General features: G+C 69.7%; 16 protein-coding genes. 4 read left to right on the forward strand and 12 right to left on the reverse strand.

Features of this window, described 5'->3' with window-relative positions:
* Positions 1–48: 48 nt before the first annotated feature.
* The 4 genes from VZF99_RS02865 to VZF99_RS02880 are packed head-to-tail and all read right to left on the reverse strand — an operon-like array spanning position 49 to position 3642.
* A complete protein-coding gene (locus tag VZF99_RS02865) occupies positions 49–1131 on the reverse strand; it encodes a nitronate monooxygenase family protein (protein WP_120284555.1) in 1083 nt (360 codons plus the stop codon).
* A complete protein-coding gene (locus VZF99_RS02870; protein ID WP_163375486.1) occupies positions 1128–1913 on the reverse strand; it encodes a CoA-transferase subunit beta in 786 nt (261 codons plus the stop codon). Before VZF99_RS02870 ends, VZF99_RS02865 begins: the two co-directional genes overlap by 4 nt.
* Entirely contained in the window at positions 1913–2842 is a 930-nt protein-coding gene (locus VZF99_RS02875) for a CoA transferase subunit A (RefSeq protein ID WP_120284551.1), read from the reverse strand. Before VZF99_RS02875 ends, VZF99_RS02870 begins: the two co-directional genes overlap by 1 nt.
* Positions 2839–3642: an enoyl-CoA hydratase family protein gene (locus VZF99_RS02880; protein ID WP_407335663.1), complete on the reverse strand. Its 804-nt coding sequence runs from the start codon at positions 3640–3642 to the stop codon at positions 2839–2841. The genes VZF99_RS02875 and VZF99_RS02880 overlap by 4 nt, the downstream gene beginning before the upstream one ends.
* Before the next feature lie 76 nt (positions 3643–3718).
* Here VZF99_RS02880 and VZF99_RS02885 point away from each other — a divergent pair, with 76 nt between their 5' ends.
* Positions 3719–4492 (forward strand): SDR family oxidoreductase, encoded by a 774-nt coding sequence (locus tag VZF99_RS02885; RefSeq protein WP_407335664.1) that lies wholly within the window; start codon positions 3719–3721, stop codon positions 4490–4492.
* Positions 4493–4517: 25 nt separating this feature from the next.
* Positions 4518–5435, forward strand: a complete 918-nt coding sequence (locus VZF99_RS02890; RefSeq protein WP_407335665.1) for an SDR family oxidoreductase — start codon at positions 4518–4520, stop codon at positions 5433–5435.
* A 79-nt stretch (positions 5436–5514) separates the two neighbouring features.
* Here the strand turns inward: VZF99_RS02890 and VZF99_RS02895 are convergent, their stop codons facing one another.
* From VZF99_RS02895 to VZF99_RS02910, 4 genes are all read right to left on the reverse strand, one after another.
* On the reverse strand, positions 5515–6855 hold the full coding sequence (locus VZF99_RS02895; RefSeq protein WP_120284546.1) for a hypothetical protein: 1341 nt from the start codon (positions 6853–6855) through the stop codon (positions 5515–5517).
* A gap of 220 nt (positions 6856–7075) precedes the next feature.
* Positions 7076–7579 (reverse strand): nitroreductase family deazaflavin-dependent oxidoreductase, encoded by a 504-nt coding sequence (locus tag VZF99_RS02900; RefSeq protein ID WP_407335666.1) that lies wholly within the window; start codon positions 7577–7579, stop codon positions 7076–7078.
* Entirely contained in the window at positions 7576–8160 is a 585-nt protein-coding gene (locus tag VZF99_RS02905) for a GNAT family N-acetyltransferase (RefSeq protein ID WP_407335667.1), read from the reverse strand. The genes VZF99_RS02900 and VZF99_RS02905 overlap by 4 nt, the downstream gene beginning before the upstream one ends.
* A 1-nt stretch (position 8161) precedes the next feature.
* The gene (locus tag VZF99_RS02910; protein WP_407335668.1) at positions 8162–9328 is read right to left on the reverse strand and encodes a steroid 3-ketoacyl-CoA thiolase; all 1167 of its coding nucleotides are present in this window, start codon (positions 9326–9328) and stop codon (positions 8162–8164) included.
* Positions 9329–9571: 243 nt separating this feature from the next.
* On the opposite strand from VZF99_RS02910, the gene VZF99_RS02915 reads away from it, so the two are divergent.
* Entirely contained in the window at positions 9572–10816 is a 1245-nt protein-coding gene (locus VZF99_RS02915) for a cytochrome P450 (protein ID WP_096906029.1), read from the forward strand.
* Positions 10817–11016: 200 nt separating this feature from the next.
* Positions 11017–12033 (forward strand): alpha/beta hydrolase, encoded by a 1017-nt coding sequence (locus tag VZF99_RS02920; protein WP_407335669.1) that lies wholly within the window; start codon positions 11017–11019, stop codon positions 12031–12033.
* 31 nt (positions 12034–12064) lie between these two features.
* Here VZF99_RS02920 and VZF99_RS02925 read toward each other — a convergent pair whose 3' ends face one another.
* Genes VZF99_RS02925 through VZF99_RS02940 form a run of 4 tightly spaced genes read right to left on the reverse strand, consistent with a single transcriptional unit; the run spans position 12065 to position 15754 of the window.
* A complete protein-coding gene (locus VZF99_RS02925) occupies positions 12065–12970 on the reverse strand; it encodes a TIGR03619 family F420-dependent LLM class oxidoreductase (protein ID WP_317470307.1) in 906 nt (301 codons plus the stop codon).
* A 2-nt stretch (positions 12971–12972) separates the two neighbouring features.
* Positions 12973–13491, reverse strand: a complete 519-nt coding sequence (locus tag VZF99_RS02930; RefSeq protein WP_407335670.1) for a nuclear transport factor 2 family protein — start codon at positions 13489–13491, stop codon at positions 12973–12975.
* On the reverse strand, positions 13488–14696 hold the full coding sequence (locus tag VZF99_RS02935; RefSeq protein ID WP_407335671.1) for a thiolase domain-containing protein: 1209 nt from the start codon (positions 14694–14696) through the stop codon (positions 13488–13490). The genes VZF99_RS02930 and VZF99_RS02935 overlap by 4 nt, the downstream gene beginning before the upstream one ends.
* Positions 14693–15754, reverse strand: a complete 1062-nt coding sequence (locus VZF99_RS02940) for a thiolase domain-containing protein (protein ID WP_120284536.1) — start codon at positions 15752–15754, stop codon at positions 14693–14695. Before VZF99_RS02940 ends, VZF99_RS02935 begins: the two co-directional genes overlap by 4 nt.
* Between the last annotated feature and the right edge of the window lie 2 nt (positions 15755–15756).

The following is a 15756-nucleotide window of genomic DNA, read 5'->3' on the forward strand; positions in this document are numbered from 1 at the left end:
GCCCCCACCTGTTGTGAACACAGGTGGGGGCGTCCGTCCGGTGGTGTCTCAGCCGAGTTCGCGGAGCGCGTCCAGGCGTTCGTGAGCCTGGGTCATGATCCGTTGGATCAGTTCGTCACAGCTCGGCAGGTCGTCGATCATGCCCACGACCTGTCCGGAGGCCAGGACTCCGGCCTCGGTGTTGCCCTCGACCAGCCCGGCCTTGAGCAGCATCGGGGTGTTGGCGGCCATGACGATCTGCTGCCACGTCCGGTCGGACGCCTTCCTCATGTTGAGGCCGTCCTTGGCGAGCTGCTGCCACTTCATCCCGGTCATGGACTTGAACTTATTGGCGTTCTGGACGGCGGCGGCAATGCCCTTGAGGGGGCTGCCCGACTCGAGGGCGTTGACCAGGCCGGTGCGCAGGACGCGGTGCGGCATGCCGTCGACACGGGTGGAGACGACGGTGTCCTGCAGCCCGCGCTCGAGGTACTGCCTCTTCACCGCGTCGGGCACCTGCGAATCGCTGGTGAGCAGGAAGCGGGTGCCCATGGCGACGCCCGCGGCGCCGTAGGACAGTGCCGCGACCAGTCCGCGGCCGTCGAAGAAACCGCCGCCGGCGACCACGGGGATCGAGGTGTTGCCCGCGCCGCCGAGGGCGTCGATGACGCTGGGAAGGAGCAGGGTGGTGGCGACCTGGCCGGTATGTCCACCGCCCTCACCGCCCTGGACGATCACCGCGTCGGCACCCCAGGAGGCGACCTTGACGGCGTGCTTGGCCGCGCCGATGGAGGGGACGACGATGAGGCCGTTCTCCTTCAGCCGGGCGATCAACTCCGGCTTGGGCGCGAGGGCGAACGACGCGACCTTCACCCCGTGGCGGATCATCAGCTCGCACCGCTCGGCGGCGTCCTCGGCATCAGCCCGGAGGTTGACGCCGAAGGGCTTGGAAGTGAGCTTCTTGGTCCGCACGATGGCGTCCTCGAGCTCGGCGTAGGTCATGGTGGCCGAGGCGATGATCCCCAGTCCGCCGGCGTTGGCCGTGGCCGCGGTCAGCTCGGGTCCGGAGACCCAGCCCATGCCCGTCTGGACGATCGGGTACTCGACACCGACGAGCTCGGTGAAGGCCGTGGACAGTGTCGGCGCGTTCATGCGGCCGGCACCTCGCGGTCGCGGAACCCGCGCGGGTCCAGCACCTCGCGGATGATGCGCAGCTCCTCGTCCGAGGGGGCGCGGGTGACCGCGGCGTCGGCCAGGCCCTCGATCTCGAAGCCCGTGTTCTCGGCGACCTCGTCGGCCGTGACGCCGGGGTGCAGGCTGACCGCACGCATGCTGCGGTCGGCGCCGCCGAAGTCGAACACGCCCAGGTTGGAGACCACCCGGTGGATGTGGTGGTAACGGAAGGCGGGGTCACCCTCGGTGTAGCGGTCGTAACCGACGCCGCAGACGACGTCGACCTTCGCCGCGAAGACCCGGGAGGAGTGCTTGCCCACCCAGTAGCTGGTGGCGTGGTTGATCGAGTTGCCGGGCGCCCCGCGCAGGCCGAACATCTGGCGGGTGGGCTTCTGCACGTCGTCACCGAACGCGGAGAGGTTCTGGTTGCCGAAGCGGTCGATCTGGTTGGCGCCCATCACCACGTGGCGGGTGCCGGCCTGCAGGACGTCGAACACGCGGGGGAACGGGATGTACCCCTCGAAGTCGATGGTCTTGCCCAGCGGCGGGGTCTGGCCGAGGAATCGGTACTCGCCGTCGGTGATGAGCAGGTCCGGCTCGGTCGTGAGCCGGGCCAGACGCGCGCCGATGGTGGCCATCGGGGTCATGGGGGAGGCGAAGATCTCACCGGCGCCGGCGAAGATCTCCGCGCAGGCGACAGCGCAGTATTCGGCCCTGCTGATGGACTGAGTTGTGGCGGACTCGGTGGTGACGTCGGACATCACTTGGCTCCCTTCTGGGCGGCCTTCTCGGCAGCGACCTTCTCCGCGAACGCGGTGACGGCCTTCTGGTAGTCCTCCTCGGACCCGGACAGGAACTCGTCGACGAACGCCTTCCACGACGTCTCATCCTTCGCGGACGTGGCGTAGTGCTTCTGGAACGCCTCGTCGCGGCCGTAGCCACCCGCGAACGTGAAGTGGGCGCCGTTCGGGGCCTCGGAGACGGTGTCGACGAACATGCGGCTGAGCAGCATGCGCTGCGGGCCGACCTCGTTCATCAGAGCGTCCGCGGAATCGACGATCTCGTCGGTCTCGAGCAGGACGGTGTCCGCGGCCATGGCGTAGAGATCGTCGAAGTACCCGTCGGCGCCGGTGAAGGCGGCGTTGCCGTGCTTGTCCGCCTTGTCCAGGTGGATCAGCGCGGCATCCATGCGCAGGGCGGGCATCGCGACCAGGGTCTCGGTCTTGCCGTCGACCTGGTACGGCGAGTCGACGGTCTTGAGCTCGTCGCCCCAGAACCGGAAAACGTCCGAGCCGAGGCCGGCGCGGGTCGGCAGGAACGGCAGGCGCTGCGCGGCGGCGGTGAGGCCCGCGCGAACCATGCCCTCGTCCATCTCGCGGGAGATGATCGAACCCTCGGTGCGGCGCGCTGCGAACCAGGGGTCGTAGAACGGGGCCGAGTCCAGGGTGACGAAGCCGTAGTAGGCCTTGGAGACCTTGCCGGCCGAGCACAGCAGGCCGAGGTCCGGGCCGCCGTAGGTGATGACGGTGAGGTCGGTGAGGTCCTCGCGGCGCAGGATCGCGCGTACCAGCGCCATCGGCTTGCGTCGGGAACCCCAGCCGCCGATGCCGATCGTCATGCCGCTGGAGAGGCGCGAGACGGCCTCGTCCAGGCTCGTGCGCTTGTCGCGCGGGGTGGGGGTGCTGCTCACTTGTTCTCGCCCGTCCTCTCGGATCGCTTGTCTCGTTTGTCTCGTTTGTCCAAGTTCTGGCCCGTCTTGACGAACTCGTCGCGGTGCTCGTCGGCCACGCCGGCGAGGTTGAGTTCGAACGTGAAACCCTGCTCCATGCGATACGAGGACTTCACGTCGACCGGGTCGATGTGGTTGATGGCTTCCTTGGCCGCCCGGATGACCCGCGTGTCCTTGGCCGCGATGGTCTCAGCGAGGTCGCGTGCCGCGGCGTCCAGCTGGTCGCGGGGGACCACGTTGTAGACGGTGCCCCACGAGTGGAGCTGCTGCGCCGTGACGTTGCGCGACGTGAAATACAGTGTGCGCATCATGTGCGGGGGGACCATCCGGGCCAGGTGCGTGGCGGCGCCGAGCGCCCCCCTGTCCACCTCGGGCAGGCCGAACACCGCATCGTCGGAGGCGACGATGCAGTCGGCGTTGCCCACCAGGCCGATCCCGCCGCCCACGCAGAACCCGTTCACCGCGGCGATCACGGGGACCGCGCACTCGTAGACGGCGTTGAACGCGACGTAGCAACCGCGGTTGGCGGCCAGCAGGTGGTCGAACCCCTCGAAGTCCTGCATCTCCTTGATGTCGACGCCCGCGTTGAATCCCCGGCCCTCGGCCCGGAGGATCACGACGTGTACGTCGGGGTCGCGGCCCGCGGCGAGGATCTGCTCGCCGAGTTCGAACCATCCCGCGGACGGGATGGCGTTGACAGGTGGGTAGTCGACCGTGACGGTGGCGATCCCGTCTGCGCCCTTGTCGACGTTGATGCCCATGGAGCTCCTTCCCACGCCACCGCCGTCCGGGACGGCACAGTGACTAACCAAACGCTTGCTTGGTAGGCTAGCACGCATGACGAACATCGATCTGGGTCTGGCGGGGAAGGTCGTCCTCGTCACGGGGGGCGTACGCGGCGTGGGCGCCGGCATCAGCACGGTCTTCCGGGAGGCCGGTGCGGTCGTCGTCACCTGCGCGCGCCGGCCCGCCGATGAGGGCTCCGACGTGGCCGATCTGGAGTTTCACTCGGTCGATCTCCGCGACGCCGAGGCGGTGCGCGCGATGGTCGACGACATCGTCGCCAGGCACGGACGTCTCGACGTGGTGGTGAACAACGCCGGGGGCGCACCGTTCGCCCTGGCCGCAGAGGCCAGTGCCAACTTCCACGCCAAGATCGTCGCCCTCAACCTGCTGTCGGCGTTGACCGTGTCGCAGGAGGCCAACCGGGTCATGCAGCCGACCGGCGGGGCGATCATCAACATCTCGTCCGTCTCCGGTCACCGGCCCTCACCCGGCACCGCGTCGTACGGCGCCGCCAAGGCGGGCGTCGACTCGCTCACGCAGTCGCTCGCGGTGGAGTGGGCGCCCGCGGTCCGGATCAACTCCGTGGTGGTGGGCCCGGTCAAAACCGAGCTGGCCGAGATGCACTACGGGGACTCCGACGGCGTGGCGGCCGTCGACGCGACGATCCCGATGGGCCGGATGGCGGACCCGCGGGACGTCGGCCAGGCCGCGGCATTCCTGGCCTCGCCCCTGGCCGCGTACATCACCGGGGCCGAGCTGCTGGTCCACGGCGGCGGCGAGAAGCCCGCGTTCCTCGCGGCGTCCACCGCCGACAACAAGCACTGACCACCCACGAACAAGGAGAACAACCATGGGAATCTGCGACGGACGCATCGTCATCGTCACCGGCGCCGGCCGCGGGATCGGCCGCGAACACGCGCTGGCCTTCGCCGCCGAGGGTGCCAAGGTCGTGGTCAACGACCTCGGGGCGGGCCTCGACGGATCCAACGTCGGGGAGTCCCCGGCCGAGCAGGTCGTCGCGGAGATCAAGGCCGCCGGCGGCGACGCGGTGGTCAACGGGAACGACATCTCCTCGTGGGAGGGGGCCCGCGAGCTCGTCCAGCAGGCCATCGACACCTTCGGCGGGCTCGACGTCCTGGTGAACAATGCCGGCTTCCTGCGCGACAAGATGCTCGTCGGCATGGGGGAGCAGGACTGGGACAACGTGATCAACGTCCACCTCAAGGGCCACTTCGCCCCGCTGCGGCACGCCGCCGAGTACTGGCGCGCCGAGTCCAAGGCCGGGCGCCCGCGCCAGGCCCGGGTCATCAACACCTCGTCCGGCGCCGGACTGTTCGGATCGGTAGGACAGGGCAACTACGCCACGGCCAAGGCCGGCATCGCGCTGCTGACCATCCAGACCGCCGCCGAGATGAAGGGCTACGGGGTCACCGCCAACGCAATCGCTCCGGCCGCGCGGACCCGCATGACCACCTCCGCGGGGGAGGGAATGGCCTCGCAGATGGCCGCGCCCGAGGACGGGTCCTTCGATGCCATGGACCCGGCCAACATCTCGCCGCTGGTCGTGTGGCTGGGCTCCGAGGAGTCGGCGCAGGTGACCGGCCGCGTGTTCGAGGTCGAGGGCGGCAAGGTCACCGTCTGCGACGGGTGGCAGCGTGCCGCGTCCGAGGACAAGGGTGCCAAGTGGGATCCCGCCGAGCTGGGGTCGGTCGTGCCCCGTCTGCTCGACGAGTCGCCCACCCCGGTGCCGGTCTACGGCGCTCGCTGACTCCGCCACGACAACGAGGAACCCCGCACCGTGATGGTGCGGGGTTCCTCGTTTCGCGAGCCGGTTGGGGCAGGCGAGGTCAGGCGCCGGGCTCCGGGCACTGCTGCGCGTCGACGGAACCGAGGCCGGCCAACTGGTCGACCTGGGCCTGCGGGAGGTCGCAGACGGTCGGCAGCGGCGGTAGGCCGGGCAGCGGCGGGAGAGCGAGAGTCCCGTTCGCGGCGGCCGTCGCGACCATGGCGCCACCTCCGGCGGACGCGCCCAGGGCGAGGACCGGGAGCAGGCTCCCCGTGCCGCTCTCGCCGAGGCTGGCGAAGCTCTCGAGGGAGGCGAGTGCGCCCATCTCCGAACCCAGGTTGGTCGAGAAGGTGCCCTGCATGGAGCCGTTCTCGAGCGACCCGGTGAGCGCGGTGAGCGAGCCGTTGACCTCGGTGAGTTCACCGAACGAACCGGTGATGACCTCGGCGCTGCCACCGGTCGATCCCGTGATCAGATCGGAGCTCTGACCCGTCGATCCGCCGTTGCCCGAGAGGGATCCGGAGGTCTCCGAGATGGAACCGGACAGCGCCGGGAGGATGCCGCCCTCGGCGATCGAGCCGATGATCGGGTCGGCGGAGTTGCTCTCCACCGACCCGGCGAGCTGGTTGGCGGACCCGTTGGTCAGCGAGCCGGCGATGCCCTCACCGACGAGCTCCGCAGAGCCGCCGATGCCCTCGGTCGAACCGTCCGGGAAGTTGGCGGACAGCGGGGGCAGTTCCGCGGAGCCTCCGAGGAGGTTGAGTTCGGTGGACAGCGGCGACATGCCGGTGGAACCCATGCCGTCGGAACCGGTCAGAGGCTCGAGGTCGGACGAACCGAACTCTGCGGAGCCGCCGAGCAGGTTGGTGGACAGCGGGGCCATATCGTCGGAACCCACGTCGCCGGAGCCCGCGAGCAGCTCGGTGGACAGCGGCATCATCCCGAGCGAGCCCATGCCCGTGGACCCCGTGAGAGGGGCCAGGTCGGACGAGCCGCCGAGGAGGTCGCTGCTGCCGAGGCCGGTGAGGTCGGACGAGCCGGCGAGGGGCTCGGAGCTCAGATCGGACGAGCCACCGAGAAGGTTGCTGCTGCCGAGGCCGGAGAGGTCGGAGGACCCGCCGAGGAGGTCGCTGCTGCCCAGGCCGGTCAGTTCAGACGAGCCTTCGAGGAGAGACGTGCTGCCGAGGCCCGCAAGGTCGGAAGACCCCTCCAGGGGGCTGAGGCCGGCGGAGCCTCCGGCAAGGTCACCGGCGGAACCCGTGAAGGGGTCGAGGATGGCCCCGATCGGGTCCAGTAGGTCCCCGATGCTGCCGAAGTCCTGGGCGCTGGCCGTACCGGTCGCCCCCGACACCGCGAGGGTCGCGGCGGCTGCGATCGCGGCAGCCCGTGTTGACCTGTTCATTAAATCCCCTTTTCCTGAGAGCAATCCCCCCGGGATCGCTGTTCATCCGCATACGTACTGCTTGAGTCGTCGGCTACAGGTGAGAATCCCCTAAGGAAAGGGTGGTGTCAATGGATTGATAAGGATTTGGTGCGGAAGTGTCACCTGGGGTCAATGGTGCCGAAAACGGCCGAGGCCGGGACTCCCGGTCGGGAGCCCCGGCCTCGGCCGGTCGCGGTGGTCAGTCCCGCGGTTCGCAGATGATGACCGGGATGACCCGGCTGGTGTTGGCCTGGTAGTCGGCGAAGTCCGCGTAGCGCTCGACGAGCCTGGGCCACAACTCGGCGCGCTCGGACGGGGTCGCCTCCCTCGCCGTCATCGCGCGACGACGGCGACCCACCTGGACGGTGACGTTCGGGTCGGCCAGCACGTTGTAGTACCACTGGGGATGCTTGGGGAGGCCGCCCTGTGAAGCGACGAGCAGGACCCGGTCCCCGTCTGGGAGGTGGAGCAGCGGCACCGTCCGCGGCTCGCCGGACTTGCGGCCGGTCGTCGTCACGAGGCACACGGGCACCGGGGCCCGCAGTGCGGAACCCACTCGCCAGGAGCCGCCGATCCGCCCGCCGGACACCCGGTACGCCCACGTGTTGACCCGCGACATCACCTTGATGACGCCCACGACCCACGGCGCGCCGCGCCTCGGGTCGTCGACGCCGGTCTCGGGGGTGGGACCGGCTCCGCTCACCGGTTACCGGCCATCGGTGCGCGGACGATCAGGTGCTTGCCGGGGAAGAACGCGGCGAGTTCGCGGCGGCTCTCCTTGAGTGCCCGGAGCCCGAAGCCCTTCTTGCGCTCCTCGGGGCGGATCCAGATGGCCACATCGACGTCACCGTTGTCGATCTGCTCACCGAAGACGAGCCCGATGGGCGCGTCACGGTCGGTGTCGACCGCCACGAACCACATCGCCGACTCGGCCTCGATACGGTCCAGACCGTTCCGCAACTCCTGCTCGGTCTTCTCCCGGTCCCAGGTCCCGCCGGTCGCGGACGTCTCATCGGACGAGCGTGCGTGATAGAGGGACGTGTGCTCCTCGGACTCCGTGAAGGGACGGAGGGTGAAGCCCTGTCCGGCCCCGCCGGCCGGCCCTCCGGAGGGGGAGCCGGCGAACGCCTCGAGTGGGGCCCGCAGGACCTCGCCCGCCTCGTCGGGGGACACCGATAGCAGGCTCGCGATGGCGCGGACCGCGTCCTCGGGGCCGTCGGCCGACGACACGGCGGCGAAGACCTCCCGCCGGCGGTTCGCGGCCGTCTCGATGGCGTTGCTCATGTCAGATCCTCTCGATGATGCTCGCCGAGGCCTGGGCGCCTCCCGCGCACATCGTGATGAGGGCGCGTTCGCCGTCCGTGCGCTCGAGCTCGTGCAGGGCGGTGGTGATGAGCCGCGACCCGGTGCTGCCGACGGGGTGGCCGATCGCGATGGCCCCTCCGTTGACGTTGACCTTGTCCATGTCGGGCCCGTGCACCTGCGCCCAGCTTAGGAGCACGGAGGCGAACGCCTCGTTGCATTCGAAGAGATCGAAGTCCGAGATCGACATGCCGGAGCGGTCGAGTACCCGCTGGGTGGCCTGGACCGGGCCGTCGAGGTGGTACTCGGGCTCGCCGCCCACGAGTGCCTGGTGGAGGATCCGTGCCCGCGGCTTCAGTCCGTGCGCCCTGGCAGCGTCCTCGTCCATGAGCAGGACGGCGGCCGAACCGTCGGACATCTGACTGGAGGTGCCGGCGGTGTGCAGTCCGCCCTCCATGACGGGCTTGAGGGACGCCAGCGCCTCGGCGGTGGTGTCGCGCAGCCCCTGGTCGCGGGTGACCGTCACCGTCTCGCCGGTGTAGGTGCCGTCCTTGAGGCGCTCGGGGGCGTCGACGGCGAAGGTCTCGCGATCGAAGCGGCCCTCCTCCCACGCGCGCTTCGCGTTGGCCTGGGACCGGACACCCAGTTCCTCGAGGTCGGCGCGGCTCAACCCGCGGCGCTTCGCGATCCGGTCGGCCGCGGTGAACTGGTCGGGCAGGTCGACGTCCCAGTCGTCCGGGCGCGGCATCCCGTTGGAGCCGTCGCCGACGGCGGCGCGCAGCGCGATCCAGCTCATCGACTCGACGCCGCACGCGATCCCGACGTCCATCGCCCCCGCGTGGATGAGGTTGGCGATGAAGTGATTGGCCTGCTGCGCGGACGAGCACTGGCAGTCGATGGTCGTGCACGCCGTCTGCCACGGCAGTCCCGACGCGAGCCAGGCGCCGCGGGTGACGTTGTTCCCCTGGGCGCCGGCCTGGGTGACGCACCCTCCGACGACCTGCTCGACGAGCGCGGCGTCGATCCCGGCGCGCCGGATGACCTCCTTCTGCGAGGCCCCCAGCAGGTGCGCGGGGTGCAGGCCCGACAGTGCGCCGCGAGCCTTTCCGATCGGGGTCCGGACGGCCTCGACGATGACGGGATTTCCCATGGATGCGCTCCTTTGGAAGCAAGGTTAGAACGAGTTCTAGTTTACGTCACCCGGCGGGGGATTCCGAGTTCGCGGTGCGGGGGGCGACCGGGCGCTCCGGGCGATCAGGAACGACGACCCAGAAGTGAACGTGTTCCAGTATGGTGCCTATAACGTGTTCTAGATTACATTGCGGGGTGAGGGCAGAGATGTCCCGGCGCCGTTCGAACACGAGACGCAATCAGACGTGGTCAAGGAGTGCCAGTGCAGCCAGTCACCATTCCCGAGGGGTTCGATTTCACGGATCCGGAGCTCTACGAGAAGCGCCTACCGCATCCCGAGTGGGCCCACCTCCGCCGGACCGAGCCGATCTGGTGGTGCGCCAAGGACCCCGGGGTCGACGGTTTCGACGACGACGGCTACTGGGTCGTCACCAAGCACGAGGACGTCAAGGAGATCTCGCGCCGGACCAACGAGGTCTTCTCCACCTTCGAGAACACCGCCATCCCGCGCTTCGCCCCCGGCACCGAGAGGGAGATCGTCGAGCTCACCCGCCTGCTGTTCATCAACCAGGACGGCGAGGAGCACAAGAAGTACCGGCGGATCATCTCGAAGGGGTTCACCCCGCGCAACATCGAGAAGATGCGCGAGCACCTCGCCGAGAAGGCCAAGAACATCGTCGAGACCGCGGCGGCGAAGGGCAGCGGCGACTTCATCGTCGACGTCGCCTCCGAGCTCCCGCTCCAGGCGATCGCCGAGCTCATCGGCATCCCGCTGGAGGACCGTCACCAGATCTTCGAGTGGTCCAACCAGATGACCAGCTACGACGTCCCCGGCAAGGTCGAGGAGTCGCAGATGGCCAACGCCATGGTGCTCTCCTACGCCCAGGAGCTGGCCACCAAGCGCGAGACCGACCCCCGTGACGACCTGGTCACCAAGCTCATCCAGGCCGATGTCGACGGCGAGAAGCTCACCTCCGACGAGTTCGGCTGGTTCGTGGTCCTGCTCGCGGTGGCGGGCAACGAGACCACCCGCAACGCCACGACCCACGGGATGATCGCGTTCCTCGAGAACCCCGACCAGTGGGAGCTGTTCAAGCGCGAGCGCCCGGCGACCGCCTACGACGAGATCCTGCGGTGGGCCTCCCCGATCACCTCGTTCCAGCGCACCGCCACCGAGGATGTGGAGATCGGCGGGGTGACCATGAAGAAGGGTGACCGTGCCGCGATCATGTACGGCTCGGCGAACTTCGACGAGGACGTCTTCTCCGATCCGTTCACGTTCGACATCACCCGCGACCCGAACCCGCACCTGACGTTCGGCGGTAACGGCCCGCACTACTGCATCGGCGCCAACCTGGCCAAGCTGCAGATCGAGCTGATCTTCAACGCGATCGCCGATCACATGCCGGACATCACCTCGCTGGGGGACTCGACGCGTCTGCGTTCGGGCTGGCTCAACGCCATCCAGGACTGGAAGGTCGACTTCAAATGCCCGGTCATGCACTGACCTGACACAGCGAGTCTGATACCGCGAGCAGCCAGACCCGGCCCCCGGCCGGTCAGCCCCGGTCCCGCCTGTTCCGCAGGCCGGGCCGGGGCTCTCGTCTCGGGGGAGGGGTGACCTTGTCGTCGTCGGCGTCGTCGTCCGACCTCGCACACACCCCGAACCAATCCCGTCAGCCCCATCGAACAGGCAAGGTGATCACCATGATCGACCACCGCACCGTCGACCGTGACGGCGTCCGACTGCACTACGTGGTCGCCGACCCCGACCCCCGGTCCGCCACGGCGCCGACCGGCGACGGCCCCGGGACCGTGGTCCTCGTGCACGGTTTCCCGCACTTCTGGTTCACGTGGCACCGCCTGATCCCCGACCTGACCGCGGCCGGATGGCGGGTCATCGCCCCCGACCTGCGCGGGATGGGCGGGTCGGACGCGCCCACGGACGTCGCGGCGTACGCCCCGCGTGAGGTCGTCGACGACGTGGTGGCCGTCTGCGATGCCGAGGACGCGGGCCGGGTGGTACTGATGGGCTTCGACTTCGGCGCCGGCGTCGCCTACGACACGTGCCACCTCGAACCCGGGCGGGTCCGCGCGGTGATCGGGATGGAGAACCCGTTCATGAGCACCGCCGGGTCGGTCCCGCCCCTGGAGGCGTCCGCGATGATGGCGCAGAAGCACTTCCTCCACCTGCACTACTTCGCGCAGCCCGGTGTGGCCGAGGCCGACCTCGCGGGGCGCGAGCGTGAATTCCTCACCCGCGTCTTCTGGGCATTGTCGGCGGATTATCACTACCTCGACGTGTGGCAACATCCGCCCGGCTCCACCTATCTCGACGCGCTGCCCGAGGCGCCACCGCTGCCGTGGCCGTGGCTGTCGGTCGAGGAGATGGACACCTACGAGGAGGAGTACGCGCGCACCGGGTTCGCGGGGCCACTGCAGTGGTACCGGGCGATGGACGTCAGCTGGAACGCGCGACAGGAGTTCGAGCGGCAGACCAATCCCGTGCCCTTCTACTTCCTCTATTCCGAGCACGACCCGGACCTCGAGGGCTTCCACGGCCGCGACCCGTTGACCAAGCTCGGCCGCTACCACGACGACGTGCGGATGGTCCGCGCGATCACGGCGCCGGCGGGACACCTCATGCACCTCGAGGCCACGCAGGACACGCACCGGGAGATCCTCGCCTGCCTGGACGACGTCGCTGCGCACCTGCCCGCCTGAGGGGCATCACGCGCCGAAGCGCCCCGTGCAACTAGCCGGTGAGGCCGTACTTCTCGCCGAAGCGGGCGATCGACTCGATCTTCTGCTCGGCCGTGCAGTCGTACCCGTGGCCCTCGATCAGCCACGGCATGACGATGATGTCGGTGACGCCGGCCTCCGCCAGCTCGGCGAAGCCCTTCGAGCCGTAGCGGTCCAGGCACACCACCTGGATGGCGAATCGCTTGCCGTCGCCGCGATCGGCCAGCGAGCGCCCCTGCTCCTCGAGCAGCTCGCCCAGGCGGGTCACGGTGGCGCCGATGTCGTCGAACCCCATCATCGCGCTGGTCCAGCCCTGGCCGACGCGGGCGGCGCGCTTGAGCGCGATCTCGGTGTGGCCACCCACGTAGAAGGGGACCTGCTCGGACGGCGCCGGGGTGAAGATGAGCTCGTCGAAGTCGAAGTGGTCGCCGTGGAACTCCATCCACTGGCCGCGCAGACCCTCACGCAGGATGGCCAGCGACTCGTCGGTGCGTTTGCCGCGGCCCTTGAACGGCGCGCCGCACCATTCGAACTCGTTGGGGTCCCAGCCGATGCCCACGCCGAGGTCCAGCCGGTTGCCGGTGAGCAACGCGACCGAACCCACCTGCCGGGTGAGCAGCAGGGGGTTGCGCGGGCCCACCTTGAGCACCTGCGGGCAGAAGCGGATCCGGGAGGTCGCGCCACCCATCGCGGCGCAGGCGATGAGCGGCTCCACCCATTCGGTGTTCTCGTCCCACATCCGGGAGCCGTCCGGCGTGTACGGGTAGTCCTTGTCCTGACGCCGCGGGTGGAACAGCGAGTCGGGCAGGACAATCCGGTCGATGCCCGCGGCCTCGGCGCCGCGTGCGATGTCGAGGTACTGGTCGACGGGGGAGAAGGAGACGGGGACGGAGAACTCGACGTCCGCTACGCGGCTCATGGTCACTCGCTCTTTCCTGCGGCGCCGGCGATGGCTGCCCGGTCGTCGTCGGTCAGCGGTCGCAGTCCTGAGGCCATGGCCACGTCCTGTTCCCAGAAGGCGCGAAGGTTCACGAGCCGGCCTTGGGAGTCGACGCGGTAGTCCACGGCGATGTCGATCTCCATGATGCTGGAGCCCATGTGGGTGCGCATGGTGCCGACGCAGAGGAGTTCGTCGCCCGCAGCGATCCCGCGGTCGAACCGGAACTCGATGTGATCGGGGGTGGCCACGGCCTTCTCCCAGAATTCCAGGAGCCGCTGGGTGCCGGTGTGGCCGAGGCCCTCGGCGTCGAACATCGACGGTCCCACGGGATCCTCGATGGTGCCCTCGGGATTCCAGCCGGCGATCCAGGCCTCGCGGTCGCCGGCGTTGGTGGCAGCCCACGAGCGGCGTGCGGCGGCGTAGGCGGGACTCGCCAGCGCCGCGTCGCTCATCTCGAGCGGGCGGTACTGCCCGTCGTCGTCCAGATAGGGGTTGCTCATGAGTGACGCTCCGGACGGTCGGTCCCCACGACCCACATGGAGAAGTACTGGGATCCACCGCCGTACGCGTGGCCGAGGGCCTTGCGCGCGCCGGGGACCTGGTGCTCGTCCGCCCGGTTCATCACCTGACGGGCGGCCTCGGCGAAGCGAAGCATGCCGGACGCGCCGATGGGGTTCGAGCACAGCACGCCGCCGGACGGGTTGACCGGCAGGGAGCCGTCGCGCGCGGTGGCGCCGGACTCGGTCATGCGCCACCCCTCGCCCTCCGCGCAGAACCCGAGGTTCTCCAGCCACATGGGCTCGAACCAGGAGAACGGCACGTAGATCTCGGCCGCGTCGATCTCCTCGGCCGGGTTGGTGATCCCGGCCTCGGCCCAGAGGGCGGCGGCGGCGTCACGGCCGGCCTGCGGGCTGCGGTAGTTGCGGTAGGCGAAGGTCCCGGGCTCGGTGCGCAGCGCGGTGGCGTGGACCCACGCGACCTGTCGGCCGGCGGACTCCACGGCCTCGGCCGCCTCGGCATCGCCGATGACGATCGCGCACGCGCCGTCGGAGGAGGGGCAGGTCTCGTCGAACCGGATGGGGTCCCACAGCATCTGTCCCTGTAGCACCTTGTCGACCGTGATGTCGGGCTGCTTGAGGTGGGCGTGCGGGTTGACTGAGCCGTTGAGGCGGTCCTTGACCGCGACCATCGCGCCCACGTGCTCGGGCGCCCCGGTGGTGCGGATGTAGGAGCGCACGTGGGGGGCGAAGTAGCCGCCCGCGCCGGCCCCGACGGGCGCGGTGAACGGTACGGGCAGGCTGAGTGCCCACATGGCGTTGGACTCGGACTGCTTCTCCCACGCCACGGCGAGGACCCGGCGGTAGCGGCCGGACTGGACGTGTGACGCGGCGACGACAGCGGTCGAGCCGCCGACGGACCCGGCCGTGTGGACGCGCAGCAGCGGTTTGCCGACGGCGCCGAGAGCGTCGGCCATCATCAACTCGGGCATCATGACGCCCTCGAACAGGTCGGGGGCCTTGCCGACGATCACGGCGTCGATGTCGTCCCAGCCGACCCCGGCGTCGATCATGGCGGCGTCGATCGCCTCGCGGCAGAGTCCGGCCATGGAGACGTCGGTGCGGCGGGCGACGTGGTGGGTCTGGCCGGTCCCGAGGACGGCGGCGGGCAGACCGGAACTGTGGGTTCCGGATGCGTGGGCGCTCATGCGGTGCGTCCTTCCAGGAGGCAGATGAGGTTCTGCTGCAGCAGGTGGCCGCTGGTCGCGTGGGCGAGGGCACGCTCGGAGCGGCCCTCCCAGATGCTGTGGGCGGCGTAGCCGATGCGCTCGAGGCCCGCGGAGAACAGCGGGTCCGCGAGGAGGGAGCCGCCGGACGGGGTCACGGCGACGTCGTCGGAGATGCCCAGCGCGCCGCGCAGGAGGAGCTCCTGGTGGGTGTACTGGGTGTGGAGCTCGGCCACCGAGACACCGCCGAGGTCGGGGCGGTGCCCGGACGAACCGGTCGCACGGACGGCGGCGGCGCGTGCGGACGGGGAGTCGGTGAGGTCGCGGGCGCCGAACTCCGCGGAGTCGGCGATGTGCTCCATCCCGGTGATGTACGCCGGGGTGTCGACCAGCTCGCGGGCGCGATCGGCGGAGGCGAGGATGATGGCGCCGGCGCCGTCTGTGACGGGCGGGCAGTCGTGCCGACGCAGCGGGTCGGCCACGTACGGCTCGGCGAGCAGGTCCGTCTCGTCGCGGCCGGTCGCGCGGGCGGCGACGGCGGCCATTTCGGCCTCGGACCAACGCCCGGCCTCGATGCCGGCGCGGGCCTGCAGGGCCGCGACGTGGTGCCGGCCGGGCCACAGCGGGGCGACCGTGTACGGGTCGAGCTGCAGCGCCAGCGCCGTGTCGAGATCGGTGCTGGCCGAGGCCTTGCCGAACCCGTAGACCAGGGCGGTGTCGGCCTGTCCGGAGGCGATCTTGAGGTAGGCCTCGAAGAACGCCCACGCGGCGTCCATCTCGACGTGCGACTCGGAGATCGGCGGGACCGCGCCGATCGAGTCGACCGCGGAGATGAACGAGAAGGCGCGGCCGGCGAGGTAGTCGGAGGAGCCGGAGCACCAGAACTCGATGTCGGTGCGGTCCAGTCCGGTCTGCCGGTAGCACTCGGCGAAGACGGGGGCGAGCATCTCGACACCGTTGGTGGTGCCGAAGGTGGACTCGGTGTGGCGGGCGTGGGCGAATCCGACGACGGCCACGTCCCGGGGTGCGTTGGGGGTCACGT

The sequence above is a fragment of the Dietzia kunjamensis genome (assembly GCF_045689975.1).
GTDB lineage: Bacteria > Actinomycetota > Actinomycetes > Mycobacteriales > Mycobacteriaceae > Dietzia > Dietzia kunjamensis.

Bases quoted from the DNA above. Each gene is read 5' to 3' on its own strand.
- VZF99_RS02930 (WP_407335670.1), bottom strand. From the start codon at position 13,491: ATGAGCAACCCCTATCTGGACGACGACGGGCAGTACCGCCCGCTCGAG.
- VZF99_RS02885 (WP_407335664.1), top strand. From the start codon at position 3,719: ATGACGAACATCGATCTGGGTCTGGCGGGGAAGGTCGTCCTCGTCACG.
- VZF99_RS02905 (WP_407335667.1), bottom strand. From the start codon at position 8,160: ATGAGCAACGCCATCGAGACGGCCGCGAACCGCCGGCGGGAGGTCTTC.
- VZF99_RS02890 (WP_407335665.1), top strand. From the start codon at position 4,518: ATGGGAATCTGCGACGGACGCATCGTCATCGTCACCGGCGCCGGCCGC.
- VZF99_RS02865 (WP_120284555.1), bottom strand. From the start codon at position 1,131: ATGAACGCGCCGACACTGTCCACGGCCTTCACCGAGCTCGTCGGTGTC.
- VZF99_RS02880 (WP_407335663.1), bottom strand. From the start codon at position 3,642: ATGGGCATCAACGTCGACAAGGGCGCAGACGGGATCGCCACCGTCACG.
- VZF99_RS02920 (WP_407335669.1), top strand. From the start codon at position 11,017: ATGATCGACCACCGCACCGTCGACCGTGACGGCGTCCGACTGCACTAC.
- VZF99_RS02895 (WP_120284546.1), bottom strand. From the start codon at position 6,855: ATGAACAGGTCAACACGGGCTGCCGCGATCGCAGCCGCCGCGACCCTC.
- VZF99_RS02910 (WP_407335668.1), bottom strand. From the start codon at position 9,328: ATGGGAAATCCCGTCATCGTCGAGGCCGTCCGGACCCCGATCGGAAAG.
- VZF99_RS02935 (WP_407335671.1), bottom strand. From the start codon at position 14,696: ATGAGCGCCCACGCATCCGGAACCCACAGTTCCGGTCTGCCCGCCGCC.
- VZF99_RS02870 (WP_163375486.1), bottom strand. From the start codon at position 1,913: ATGTCCGACGTCACCACCGAGTCCGCCACAACTCAGTCCATCAGCAGG.
- VZF99_RS02925 (WP_317470307.1), bottom strand. From the start codon at position 12,970: ATGAGCCGCGTAGCGGACGTCGAGTTCTCCGTCCCCGTCTCCTTCTCC.